Source organism: Paenibacillus sp. IHB B 3415 (genome assembly GCF_000802655.2).
GTDB classification, from domain to species: domain Bacteria; phylum Bacillota; class Bacilli; order Paenibacillales; family Paenibacillaceae; genus Paenibacillus_AQ; species Paenibacillus_AQ phytohabitans.
On record NZ_JUEI01000123.1, the window covers coordinates 1 to 12326 of the forward strand.

Sequence of the window (12326 nt, forward strand, 5' to 3'; positions counted from 1 at the left end):
TTTTAACCTAAGGTGTGCGAACAGGGGCTGCCTTTCGTTCATCATAACTAATTCCTTTACATGATCCGGAATAATAAAATTAAGATGCGTTTTTCCAACTAATGTAACAGAGGCCGAAGCCCGAAGTAAGGGATAAGAGAAATTGTGAAATGTTTCGTTTGTGGCAGGAGTTGCAGGAGTGAATAAGGTCTGGAGCAATGCCCCGCTGTGCGGGGCTATTTTTTTTAGGGTTTCCCCTGTCAGGGAAAGGGGACTCCCCTATATCTGAGCCGGGGGACCGGCGGATACAATGAGTACAGGAAGTATTCATACGAATAATCAAGAGAATAAACGGCGAAAAGGTGAGTCGAATGATTAAAAAAGTGCAATTGCCGCTACAAACCTTAAACTTGATTACCGGATTCATGGTGTGGGTGATCATCTCTTCCCTGATGCCCTTTATTTCCGAGGACATCAGCATCCCTCCGGGAAGACTTGCGATGGTCACAGCGATTCCGGTGGTGCTTGGCTCGATTCTAAGAATTCCTTTGGGCTATTATGCGAACATTCTGGGAGCACGCATTATTTTTATGTCCAGCTTTATCCTGCTGTTGTTTCCGGTCTACTTCATCAGTGAAGCGTCCACGGTTACTCACTTAATTATCGGAGGCCTGTTCCTTGGAATCGGCGGGGCCGTATTCTCGGTAGGGGTGACCTCTCTGCCGAAATATTTTCCCAAAGATAAGCATGGTCTGGTCAACGGGATCTACGGGATCGGGAATATCGGCACGGCGGTCACAACCTTCTCGGCTCCGATGGTGGCGGCACAGATAGGCTGGGCCCCTGCGGTGAAAATGTATCTGATTCTGCTGCTGGTGTTCATCGCCTTGAATTTCTTCTTCGGGGACCGTCATGAGCCTAAGCTCAAAACACCGATTATTGAACAAATCAAAGGCGTATCCAAAAATGAGAAGCTCTGGCTGTTCTCCTTGTTCTATTTCATTACCTTTGGCTCCTTTGTGGCCTTCACGATTTATCTGCCTAACTTTCTGGTATCGAATTTCGGTCTGGAAAAGGTGGATGCCGGGATGCGCACAGCCGGCTTCATTGCCGTTGCGACCTTCTTCCGTCCGGTAGGCGGCTGGCTTGCCGACAAGTTCCAGCCGCTGTTCCTGCTCACCGGCACATTCAGTATCTATACAATTGCAGCTATTATCCTGGCCTTTATGCCAGACATGGGATTATATACAGCCGGATGCCTTGCGATTGCGTTCAGTGCAGGAATCGGTAACGGAGTCATTTTCAAATTAGTCCCGCTGTACTTCAATAAACAGGCGGGTGTCGCGAACGGAATTGTATCGATGATGGGCGGCCTGGGCGGCTTTTTCCCTCCGATAATGCTGTCGGTGATTTATTCGGTGACCGGGCAATACTCCATCGGGTTCATGCTGCTCTCCCAGGTGGCGCTGGCCAGTCTGGTGCTGGTCGTGTGGCTCTATTTCCAGGACCGGCTTGCGCTTACCTCTGAAGTATTCAATTCTACCGGACAGGGGATTCTGGTTACCGATGTTTCCGGTTTGATTAAGACCGTCAATCCGGCCTTCACGAAGCTCACCGGCTATACGGAAGATGAGGTTCTTGGCAGACAGCCCAGCATTCTCAAGTCAGGCCGCCAATCCAAAGAATTCTACCGCGTTATGTGGGGGGAGGTCAGGGACAAGGGGATGTGGCAGGGGGAGATCTGGAACAGGCGCAAGAACGGGGAAGAGTATCTGCAGTGGCTGAACATCAGCGCTGTGAAGGATGACACCGGCGAGGATGTCCGGTATGTAGGCACATTCAGCGATATTACGCAGAAATAACCGGATGAAGTGGCGTTGAACCTCTGCAGCCAATCCCTTTCTATACAGGACGGCATAGCCGGTTCTACTGGGTCCGGCATCAAGTTAGGAGCAGATGAAGGTGGAAAAGACCAGAAATCCGGTTACCGTGGCGGAAGCTGTATTCCGGGTAACCGAAAGAGTGTGCCGCACAGGTACAGAAAGAGTGCCGCTTGCCGAAAGCTATGGACGCATCCTGGCGGAGCCGCTGACGGCAACCCATGATGTTCCGCATTTTACGCGGTCACCCTATGACGGATATGCAATTGCTTCGGCAGATTCAGCCGGTGCTTCCGGCAACAGCCGGATCAGCTTCACGGTTGTGGATCATATCGGCGCAGGGGAGATATCTCAGGTTACGCTTGGGGCATTCGAAGCCGTACGTCTGATGACGGGAGCCGCGCTGCCGGCGGGTGCCGATGCGGTAGTCATGTTCGAACAGGCCTCGGAAGCGGGCCGGACGTTTACCATCCGCAAAGCCTTTGCGCCGCAGGAGAATCTGTCCCTGCAGGGTGAAGATATGCGGTCAGGAGAAAGGATCGTTCCGGCAGGCAGCTTCATTCATCCCGGAACTGTGGCGCTGCTGGCTACCTTCGGGTACGGGGAGGTGCGGGTCGGCAAGCGGCCGGTTGTAGGCATATTGTCAACGGGAACCGAACTGCTGGAGGTGACGGCTCCGCTCGTACCCGGTAGAATCCGCAACAGCAACGGGCCGATGATCGCTGCCCAGCTCGCCCGGATGGGTATCCCTTACCGGATGTACGATACGGCAGCGGACCAGCTGGAAGAATGCCTGCTGACGGTCCGGCAGGCGATGACAGAAACAGACTGCCTGATCACCACAGGCGGCGTATCCGTCGGCGACTATGACTACTTGCCGGAAATATACAAGCGCCTCGGGGCCGATGTGCTGTTCAACAAGGTGGCGATGCGTCCGGGCAGCGTGACTACAGTCGCGGTTGCCGGGGAGAAGTGCTTGTTCGGATTGTCCGGCAACCCGTCGGCGTGCTTCACAGGCTTCGAGCTGTTTGTCAGGCCCGCCCTGCTCACGATGATGGGGGCAGATAAAGTCTATCTGCCGCGTACGACAGCCGTACTGGCAGAGGATTTCCCGAAGGCCAATCCGTTCACCCGGTTTATCCGGGCTGTTCATGACCGGACCTCGGTGCGTCCCGCCGGCTTCAATAAATCGAATGCGGTATCTTCCATCGCACGCGGGAATTCGCTGATTGTGCTGCCGGGCGGGACAAGAGGTTATGCTGCAGGGGATCCTGTTGATGTATTGCTCCTCGGCGTTGAGGAAGGTACGGACGAATGGGTGCTGTAAGCTTACCGGAAGGGAGATAGACATATGACTGCTCATCCATTGCAGGACCAGCTGCGGCGGCCGATCCATGATTTGCGGATTTCGGTAACGGACCGGTGTAATTTCCGCTGTTCCTACTGCATGCCGAAGGAAGTGTTCGGAGAGGATTATGCCTTCCTCCCGGCAAGCGGGCTGCTTACCTTTGCAGAAATTCTCCGGCTGACGAAGCTCTTCGTCTCCCTTGGCGTAAGCAAAATCAGGCTTACCGGAGGCGAGCCGCTCATGCGGCGGAGCCTGCCCGAGCTTGTTGCCGGAATCCGCGCTATAAGTGGTGTCGAAGATATGGGGCTGACGACGAACGGGGTACTGCTGGGCGGGCAGGCAATGCCGCTCTATGCTGCGGGACTCCGCAGGCTGAATGTCAGCCTGGATGCTCTGGAGCCTGAGCTGTTCGGCAGAATGAACGGGCGGGGTTACAAGCCTGGAGCGATTTTACGACATATTGATTATGCCATAGCAGCCGGCTTTGAGGTCAAAGTAAACATGGTGGTACAAAGAGGGGTGAACGAATCGGAGATTGTGCCGATGGCGGCCTACTTCAAGGATAGAAATATAACGCTTCGCTTCATCGAATTCATGGATGCCGGCAACGACAACGGCTGGAGCTATGAGAAGGTCGTTACCAAAAAAGAAATTCTGGAGCGCCTCCAAGGTACTTTTGTGCTGGAAGCCCTGGAGCACCATTATTTCGGCGAGGTTGCGCAGCGTTATGGCTACAAAGGCAGTCAGGCGCAGATCGGCTTTATCACTTCCGTATCCGAATCCTTCTGCTCCTCCTGCACGCGGGCCCGGCTGTCTTCCGACGGCAAGCTGTATACCTGCCTGTTCGCATCGGAGGGCCTTGATCTCAGGGCAATGCTCCGCAGCGGCGCGGATGATCAACATCTGCTGGCTGCCATTAGAGACGTCTGGGAGAAGCGGGTTGACCGCTATTCCGATGAGCGGACAGAACAGACCGCTGGGAACAGAACCAAGATCGGTATGTCCTATATTGGAGGTTAAGCACAGAACGCATTATTCAGCGGTTGAGCGGGCAGGAATGCAGCCTGAAACTACATTGTATATGACGGGAGACGAACTGAACTTATGAACGGAGCACAGCTGCTGATTGAGATGCTGATCGAGAAAAAGATTGAGACCCTGTTCGGCTACCCCGGCGGTGCCGTATTGCCTTTATATGACGCGCTCTATGATTGTGACCGGATTCAGCATGTGCTGGTCAGACACGAGCAGGCTGCGGTCCATGCGGCGGACGGATACGCAAGAGCGACGGGACGCCCGGGGGTAGCGCTCGTTACCAGCGGTCCTGGAGCAACCAATGCCGTCACCGGAATTGCTACCGCCTTCATGGATTCGGTTCCGTTAATTGTCCTCACCGGCCAGGTATCCACCGAGCTTATTGGTCTGGACAGCTTTCAGGAAGTGGATATTTACGGGATGACGATGCCGGTTACGAAACACAATTATATCGTAAGGGAGATCAAGGAGCTTCCAAGAATTATACATGAGGCGTTCCATGTGGCCACAACAGGGCGGCCCGGTCCGGTTCTGATCGATCTGCCGAAGAATGTCATGAATGCGGAGTTCACTGCAGACAATGACTCCTCCGGCCAGTCCTCCCCGCCAGTTATCCGGGGGTACCAGACCGATTATTTCATAGATCCTGCGGATATTCAGCTGGCGGCAGAGCGGATGAACCGTGCGCAGCGGCCGCTTGTGCTTATTGGCGGAGGCTGTATTCAAGGGGAGACCCCGGCACTCCTGAAGGAATTCGCCGAGCAGCTGGGACTTCCTGTAGCCAGCACGCTGATGGGCCTCGGAGCTTTCCCGTCCGGACACTCCCTGCATCTGGGCATGGTCGGGATGCATGGAACAGTTGCTGCCAACCGTGCGCTCCAGGGTGCTGACGTTGTGCTATGTCTCGGTGTGCGGTTCAGTGACCGGGTAACGGGCAACCGGAAGGCGTTCTCGCCGGGTTCCTATAAAATTCAAGTAGATCTGGATACCTCCGAGCTGAACAAGAACATTCCCATAGATCTTGCGGTCACCGGTTCTTGTGCAGATTTCCTTAGCGGATTACGGGGACAAGTACAGGCAGCGGAGCATTCCGCCTGGGATCAGCAGATCATGGCCTGGCTGAAGCGTCCGGTGAAATCGAGCAAGGGCCAGGATGCCAAGATGACTCCCCAGGAAGTTATCGGATGTATTCAAAAGGCTACAGCGGGCGATGCGATTATAGCCACAGATGTCGGCCAGCATCAGATATGGACGGCTACGCATTACGAGTTCTCGGAAGCACGGTCGTTCCTGACCTCCGGCGGGCTGGGCACCATGGGGTACGGCTTGCCTGCTGCAATCGGCGCCGCTGTTGCTTTTCCTGACCGTCATGTGGTTTGTATTACAGGCGACGGAAGCTTTCAGATGAATATGCAGGAGATTATGACGGCTGTTGATCATGGGCTGAACGTCAAGGTGGCTATCTTTAAGAACGGGTATCTGGGGATGGTAAGACAGTGGCAGCAGCTGTTTCTGGGCCGGCGGTATTCCTCGGTGCGGATCAGCTCGCCGGATTTTGTCGCCTTGGCGGAGTCCTTCGGCGCCCACGGGTTCCGGGCACGCACGCTTGCTGAAGCGGAGCAGATTATTGAACTTGCGCTGCATACGGAGGGGCTTGTTGTTATGGAGTTCGATATTACCGAGGAGAGCAATGTATATCCCATTGTGCCGCCGGGATCGAGCAATCAGGATATGATTGTGGAATAAAATAGCCTATAAGCAAAAAGGAAGCTCCTCTACCGTGATTACCGGCAGAAGAGCTTCCTGATTTTATACGTTTGGGGTTATTTTATACACTAGAAGTAGAGCACAAGCACAGACACATATAACATAACGGAGAAGCCGATCTCGATGATTCCGGTACGTTTGGCAGTGATGCCCGTCTTAGGCAGGATGGCCGCCCGCAGGAGCAGGATAAGCAGCGGAACCAGCAGAGACGGAAACAGGAACAGTCCGGCTGCTGCAACCAGCAGATGGTAGAGCACCGAGCCGTAATAGAAGCGGATATTGTTCCGTTCACGGATGACGGTTTTGACATATAATGCGGTTCCTGTGAAGTACAGCACGGCCAGCACGAACAGCTCGGTCGCAGTCTGCCAGCTCCCGCCCTGACCGACATAGAAGACCGGATAGATGATCAGGCAAAAGGCCACTATGGCCGAGATGTCATTGAGCAGGGCACGTTCATTTTTGGTTCTGGCATAATAGAGATTCACAGCGAACAAAGGCACGAGCGGCAGAACAAACCATAACAGTACAGGTTCAGCTGCCACCAGATAGATGATCAAAGGGAGCAGCAGAATGCCATACAACTTCAAGGGCTGGGCATAACGCTTGAATTTCCTTGTCTTCACCCCCTGCAGCAAAGGGAAACTGAACAAATAGATCAGCAGCCAGCAGACAAACAGCGGAATATGTATAAGCTGCCCCCGGGATGCGGCTACCCCGAACAGAAAGGGCAGAACGAGCATCGCCCAGGCGCCGTGCTGGTTAGGGATATATTTCTTCATACTAAACATGACCTCCTACCCTGAACTATCATGGCATGTGAGGAGCCAGACTCCTTAACTATACTTTTTTTGATGGGGGACGCGGGTGATTTGAAGCACAAGATATGCGCTGCTCCCAGGGTTATCACTGAACGTTATTATGACGAAGGAGAGGCTGCAACGTGACTATGGAATCTCATCATGCAGCAGTACGGGGACCGGTTCCTGTACTGCAAATTGTCGGTTATAAGAATAGCGGAAAAACAACCCTGGCCTGCCGCTTAATCCGCGCCTTATCCGCCCGTGGGCTGCGTGTCGGGTCTGCCAAACATGATGCTCACCACTTTCAATTGGATGATCCGGGCACAGACAGCAGCAAGCATCTGCTGCACGGTGCAGTTGAAGCTGTACTGACCTCGTCAGAGGCTACAAGAATCATGCGGAAGTCCGAAACTTCATTGGAGGACATCGCAGCGTCTATGTATGGTAAGGTTGATCTGCTGGTTGCAGAAGGCTTCAAGTCTGCGGATTATCCCAAAATCGCATTGATCCGCAATGCAGATGAGATGAGCCTGCTGCGAAACCAGACTGCGAATATATGCCTATGGCTGAGCTGGGAGGAGGACGCGGTTGAACACGGTGCAGCCTCTCCGGTCAGCCCGAATACTATCCCTGTACTGCCTCTGCAGGATCAAGCGCTTATTGATGAAGAAGTTCTTTCTCTGGCTTTGTCACTTCTCTAATCAAATGGAGCGGGAATACTTACGGGAGGTGCTTAATTTGCTGACTGGAGTCATACTGGCAGGCGGACAGAATTCCCGGATGAAGGGCCAGAATAAAGCGCTCTTGACCTATCAAGGGGAGCGTTTCGTGGATAGACAGCTGAAGGAAATGCGAACCGTCTGCTCTAAAATTATTGTTGTTACGAACGATGCTTCTCCGTACATGGACTACCCTCCCCAAGGAGGTATCCGGTATATTCCGGACATCTGTGCGGGGCATGGACCGATGAGCGGGTTTCATGCTGCTTTTGCCGGAGTGGAGACGGAATATGCCTGGGTTGTGGGCTGTGATATCCCTAAGATTTCCGCTCCCGCCGCTTCGTGGATGCTTACCCGGCTCATGGAAGAGGACTATGAGGCTGTTCTTCCCCTGATGAATGGCAAACATCAGATGCTCCATGGGGTATACCGGCCGCACCGGATCCTGGCGGATATTATTGAAAGACTGGATACACGGCAATACCGGCTATCCGGATTATTAGATTCCATGCACTGGTTAGGGGTAGACAAGGACGATCTAGCTGGTGCGGGTATACATGAGGATTTCACTGCAGATATTGATACACCTGAGCAGTATAAGGACTTGCTGCACGCAGATATGGAAAGGGAGTGATCACTTGGGCAGTTCATTATTCGAAATTACAGACAACCCGATTCAGCCGCAGGCGGTATCTGATAAAGTTCTGCGGAGAGAAGCGGGAGCGGTCACTTTATTCATAGGTACGGTAAGGGAACTCACGCAGGGTAAGCGGACATTATATCTTGAATATGAAGCATATCCGCTTATGGCGCTCACGCAATTGGAACGCATCGGGCAGGAGGTCAGAGAACGCTGGCCGGATACCAGGGCTGCTGTGACACATCGGGTAGGAAAGCTTGAAATTATGGATATCGCTGTGGTGATCGCTGTATCTTCTCCGCACCGTAAGGCTGCTTACGAAGCGAATGAATATGTGATAGACCGGATTAAACAGATTGTACCGATCTGGAAAAAAGAAACGGGCGAAGACGGCAAAGTATGGATTGGCGACCAGCTGAATCAATGTGCTTATCCGGAAGGGCGGCCCCTCTTGCCGGATATTCCTGTGGAAGACAGGAAGTAAAGAAGCCGCAATTCGCGATCCGATGAACTATCGGATCGCTGATCTGAATGCATTAAGGGAGCTCCCGTAACGGGGCTCCCTGTTTTTGGGTATTCCGGATATACACAAAGCGGTGCAGAGATAGAGCGCGGATACCCGCAGGCTCTGCTTCTGCTTGTTACACATACTCGCACTTAAACTCCGTGAACTCCGCCGATGAACCTTCCCCGCATGCATACAGTCCGATCAGGACACCCGTGAATCCTCCGGCAACCTCGGAAGAGAGGTATCTGGTTTGGGCCGACCCGAGGGGGATTTCACCGTGTTCACTGCTAATGAAGAAGCTGTATTGCTCCTTACCGGATTTGATCAACAGCGTGGCCTGATTGCCACTGCCCAGATCCACTTCATGCTGGATGGATTTGACATCTCCAATATTGAGGCGTTCGATCACCCGGTACCCCGATTCCTCCTTGCGGATTGCCAGATCATAATGATGATTCTCGTCCATATAGAGCGTGATGCCGGCTTCTCCGCCTGTGAGCGTTATGTTGCAGGAAATCACCGCGTCGAAATCCCGTTGGCGCAGACCGATAAAGGTCGGGGATGCCGGAACATCCAGCGTTACTTCTGTGCCTTGTAACGTAAGCTTGTCTTGTCCCAGCAGATAATTCTCTGTGGCCGGATGGCGGAGATAAGCCCAGTCCAGATTCCAGTCCGTATTCGCAAAAGTATAGCTTTTCTTCTCCTGCTGAACCACCGTGTCCGGAATGCGGTCCGTCTCGAAGCTCAGAAGCACCGTTCCGTTATGCCCGGCTGTGAACCAGCCGTCTTCGCCGAAGGTTACCGGAGTCAGGAACACTTCCCGGCCCAGATGGTGGTAAGTGAGCCAGCGTCCGGTTTGCCGGAATCCCAGATGCAGGAGCCACCAGTTCCCCAGCTCATCCTGGATCAGATCGCTGTGTCCGACACCCTGCAGCTCATAGCCGCCCAGGTTGCGGTTGGTCAGGACAGGATTATTCGCATAGGCCTCGAACGGACCGGAAGGGGAAGTCCCCCGCGCATAAGTCGCCATATGACCATATTCGGTACCTCCTTCAGCGGCGAGCAGGTAGTAGTAGCCATTGATTTTATAGAGATGAGGGCTTTCCAGATAACGTCCGCCCGTTCCCTGCCAGATAGACTGGCTCGGCGACAGCTTGCTGCCCGTTTCAATGTCAATCTCACACTGAATCACACCCGGGTTGTTATTATCGTCAAACCCGTTGCTCATGAACAAAGTTTTGCCGTCTTCAAAATACAAATCCGGATCGATTCCGCCCTGATCGACATAGACCGGTTCCGACCATTCGCCGTAAATATCGTCCGTCCAGACATAGAAGTTCTGGCGGGTCGTGTCATTGGTAGTCACCATGTAGAACCGGCCGTTATTGTGCCGGATCGTAGGGGCGAACACGCCGCCGGAGCTGCTCACCGTACCCAGCTGAATCTGGCTCCCGCGGGTCAGGCAATGGCCGATTTGCTTCCAGTTAAGCAGGTCTGTGCTCTCGAAGATAGGCACTCCAGGGAAATACTGAAAGGAGCTGCAGACCATATAATAGATGCCGTCCGCTTTACATACACTGGGGTCAGGGTAGAAGCCTTTGATGACCGGATTGTTGTATTTCATACATACACCTCTTCTATGAATTCATATATATATAAATTCAATATGATCACTTCTAAGGAAATTAAACACCAACTTGAGATTCATAGCAATAGATTAAGCTTGTCTGCGGGATTTAAATCGGTTAAATTAATAGAAATATGAATTCAGTGATCAGGAGATAATCATGATGATAAAAGCGGACGGGAAACCGGAGTACATGCCTTTATACGAGGCGCTGGCCAGTGAAGTCAGGTGGAGAATTATGAGCCTCATTGCCGAGCGTGAAATGAATGTGAAGGATATCGCGGATAAGCTTGCGCTCAGCCCGTCCATCGTTACCCTGCACATCCGGAAGCTCGAACAAGCGGGGCTGACCGGGAGCCGCAGGGTCCGGCTGAACGGGGGGACGCATAAGCTGTGCTTCCTCAAAGCAGCAAGCATTGATATCCAGCTGCCGTCTGCCCGCCGGGATGCGAAGATGCTCGAGCAGAGTATTTCTGTGGGTCATTATACGGCGTTTGAAGTTCATCCAACCTGCGGGCTGGGTACACATGAGATGGAGATCGGGGTGTGGGATGATCCGCGTTATTTTCTGGATCCCGAGAGGGTTAATGCTGCGATTCTATGGTTTGGCAGAGGATACGTGGAGTATAAAATGCCCAACTATCTGGCTGCCGGCCAGACGGCGGACTTCCTTGAAATTTCCATGGAGCTGGCTTCGGAAGCGCCTGGCTTAAGGGACGAATGGCCGTCGGATATCGGCTTCACGTTTAACGGTGTGTTCCTTGGAGCCTGGACGAGTCCGGCGGATTTCGGCAGAGCGGCACGCGGCAGATACACACCGGAATGGTGGCACCGGAATGTGAATCAGTACGGGCTGCTCAAGACGATCCGCATCGACGCTTCGGGTACTTTTATAGATGGAGTGCAGATGTCGGAGGTGACCATTCAGGAGGTGAAGCTGCAGGAGCCGTTCTGGACGCTTCGGTTCACGGTGGACGAGCAGGCAGAACATGTAGGCGGATTGACACTGTATGGAGCGGGCTTCGGCAATCATGATCAGGATATTGTGGTTCGGGTGTATCTCCGGTAGGTTGCGGCAGAACGGGCAGTACAGTACACTTTCAGTAACCGGTGAAGCCGGTGAGGCTTAAGGGATCACATTGAAGAGAATACTTCGGATAAAGGGAGTGTTATATAATGAACGCAGAAATGGTCATGCAGGAGCTGGAAGAACTCGGCAAGGAACGAACCAAGAAAATATACAGCTCGAATGGCGCGCAGGAACCGCTGTTTGGTGTAGCTACCGGGGCGATGAAGCCGATCTTCAAAAAAACCAAAATCAATCAGCCGCTGGCTGAAGAGCTATATGCGACGGGGAATTATGACGCGATGTATTTTGCCGGGATCATTGCCGACCCTAACGGGATGACGGAAGCCGATTATGACCGGTGGATGGACGGGGCTTATTTCTACATGCTGTCTGATTTCGTGGTGGCCGTAACTCTGGCGGAGGCGGATATTGCCCAGCAGGTTGCCGATAAATGGATCGCGGGCGGCGAGGACCTGAGAATGTCGGCGGGCTGGAGCTGTTACTGCTGGCTGCTGGGAAGCCAACCGGATAAGGAATTCTCTGAGAGCAAGCTGGCGGGAATGCTGGAGCTGGTGAGCAGGACGATTCATGACGCACCGGAGCGCACCAGAATCTCGATGAACAACTTCTTATACACCGTGGGCATATCATTTTCGCCGCTTCATGATCTGGCACTTGAGACTGCGGAGAAGGTGGGGCCGGTAGAGATCAATAAGGACAAACCCAAGAGCAAATTCCTCAACGCTTACGACACTATTCAGAAGGCCGCGGGCAAAGGTCAGATCGGTTTCAAGCGCAGACATGTCAGATGTTAAATCGGATATCCGCTGAATTTGCCAAAATCCTGCCCATAATACAACATTTCCTTCACGATTCGGGCAATTATCGTTAATTGTTGTACGAAAGAGTCAATTTCATAATTCAGTTGGCTGAATAGCAAGACTTGGCCAA

At 53.0% G+C, this 12326-nt stretch carries 11 protein-coding genes; 9 read left to right on the forward strand and 2 right to left on the reverse strand.

The window, feature by feature from the left end:
- The first annotated feature begins 350 nt into the window (after positions 1–350).
- The 4 genes from QW71_RS33845 to ilvB all read left to right on the forward strand — a co-directional run bounded on the left by QW71_RS33845 (position 351) and on the right by ilvB (position 5988).
- Positions 351–1841 (forward strand): nitrate/nitrite transporter, encoded by a 1491-nt coding sequence (locus QW71_RS33845; RefSeq protein WP_039309840.1) that lies wholly within the window; start codon positions 351–353, stop codon positions 1839–1841.
- A 94-nt stretch (positions 1842–1935) separates the two neighbouring features.
- Positions 1936–3186 (forward strand): gephyrin-like molybdotransferase Glp, encoded by a 1251-nt coding sequence (gene glp, locus QW71_RS33850; protein WP_039309842.1) that lies wholly within the window; start codon positions 1936–1938, stop codon positions 3184–3186.
- Between the two features lie 24 nt (positions 3187–3210).
- On the forward strand, positions 3211–4227 hold the full coding sequence (gene moaA / locus QW71_RS33855) for a GTP 3',8-cyclase MoaA (RefSeq protein ID WP_039309844.1): 1017 nt from the start codon (positions 3211–3213) through the stop codon (positions 4225–4227).
- An 84-nt stretch (positions 4228–4311) separates the two neighbouring features.
- The gene (gene ilvB / locus QW71_RS33860) at positions 4312–5988 is read left to right on the forward strand and encodes a biosynthetic-type acetolactate synthase large subunit (RefSeq protein ID WP_039309845.1); all 1677 of its coding nucleotides are present in this window, start codon (positions 4312–4314) and stop codon (positions 5986–5988) included.
- Between the two features lie 89 nt (positions 5989–6077).
- Here ilvB and QW71_RS33865 read toward each other — a convergent pair whose 3' ends face one another.
- A complete protein-coding gene (locus tag QW71_RS33865; protein ID WP_039309846.1) occupies positions 6078–6791 on the reverse strand; it encodes a YwiC-like family protein in 714 nt (237 codons plus the stop codon).
- A 167-nt stretch (positions 6792–6958) separates the two neighbouring features.
- Between QW71_RS33865 and mobB the strand changes: the two genes are divergently transcribed.
- From mobB to QW71_RS33880, 3 genes are read left to right on the forward strand one after another with little or no spacing between them, the layout of a single operon-like run.
- Positions 6959–7513, forward strand: coding sequence for a molybdopterin-guanine dinucleotide biosynthesis protein B (mobB, locus tag QW71_RS33870; protein ID WP_235441625.1), 555 nt, complete (start codon positions 6959–6961; stop codon positions 7511–7513).
- A 37-nt stretch (positions 7514–7550) separates the two neighbouring features.
- Positions 7551–8165, forward strand: coding sequence for a molybdenum cofactor guanylyltransferase (locus QW71_RS33875; protein ID WP_052770522.1), 615 nt, complete (start codon positions 7551–7553; stop codon positions 8163–8165).
- Between the two features lie 4 nt (positions 8166–8169).
- Complete coding sequence (locus QW71_RS33880) at positions 8170–8655, forward strand: molybdenum cofactor biosynthesis protein MoaE (RefSeq protein ID WP_039309848.1); 486 nt, start codon at positions 8170–8172, stop codon at positions 8653–8655.
- 157 nt (positions 8656–8812) lie between these two features.
- Here QW71_RS33880 and QW71_RS33885 read toward each other — a convergent pair whose 3' ends face one another.
- Complete coding sequence (locus QW71_RS33885; RefSeq protein ID WP_039309849.1) at positions 8813–10303, reverse strand: glycoside hydrolase family 43 protein; 1491 nt, start codon at positions 10301–10303, stop codon at positions 8813–8815.
- Between the two features lie 166 nt (positions 10304–10469).
- Here QW71_RS33885 and QW71_RS33890 point away from each other — a divergent pair, with 166 nt between their 5' ends.
- Together QW71_RS33890 and QW71_RS33895 are read left to right on the forward strand one after the other, a co-directional pair.
- Positions 10470–11375 carry a transcriptional regulator gene (locus QW71_RS33890; RefSeq protein WP_039309851.1) on the forward strand — a complete coding sequence of 302 codons (906 nt, stop codon included), beginning with the start codon at positions 10470–10472 and terminating at the stop codon, positions 11373–11375.
- 107 nt (positions 11376–11482) lie between these two features.
- A complete protein-coding gene (locus QW71_RS33895; protein WP_039309853.1) occupies positions 11483–12190 on the forward strand; it encodes a DNA alkylation repair protein in 708 nt (235 codons plus the stop codon).
- The last annotated feature ends 136 nt before the right edge of the window (positions 12191–12326 follow it).

What these genes read in the sequence shown, in the direction of transcription:
- QW71_RS33895 (WP_039309853.1), top strand. Translation starts at nt 11,483, where the DNA reads ATGAACGCAGAAATGGTCATGCAGGAGCTGGAAGAACTCGGCAAGGAA.
- QW71_RS33885 (WP_039309849.1), bottom strand. Translation starts at nt 10,303, where the DNA reads ATGAAATACAACAATCCGGTCATCAAAGGCTTCTACCCTGACCCCAGT.
- QW71_RS33865 (WP_039309846.1), bottom strand. Translation starts at nt 6,791, where the DNA reads ATGAAGAAATATATCCCTAACCAGCACGGCGCCTGGGCGATGCTCGTT.
- QW71_RS33890 (WP_039309851.1), top strand. Translation starts at nt 10,470, where the DNA reads ATGATAAAAGCGGACGGGAAACCGGAGTACATGCCTTTATACGAGGCG.
- ilvB (WP_039309845.1), top strand. Translation starts at nt 4,312, where the DNA reads ATGAACGGAGCACAGCTGCTGATTGAGATGCTGATCGAGAAAAAGATT.
- mobB (WP_235441625.1), top strand. Translation starts at nt 6,959, where the DNA reads ATGGAATCTCATCATGCAGCAGTACGGGGACCGGTTCCTGTACTGCAA.
- moaA (WP_039309844.1), top strand. Translation starts at nt 3,211, where the DNA reads ATGACTGCTCATCCATTGCAGGACCAGCTGCGGCGGCCGATCCATGAT.
- QW71_RS33845 (WP_039309840.1), top strand. Translation starts at nt 351, where the DNA reads ATGATTAAAAAAGTGCAATTGCCGCTACAAACCTTAAACTTGATTACC.
- glp (WP_039309842.1), top strand. Translation starts at nt 1,936, where the DNA reads ATGAAGGTGGAAAAGACCAGAAATCCGGTTACCGTGGCGGAAGCTGTA.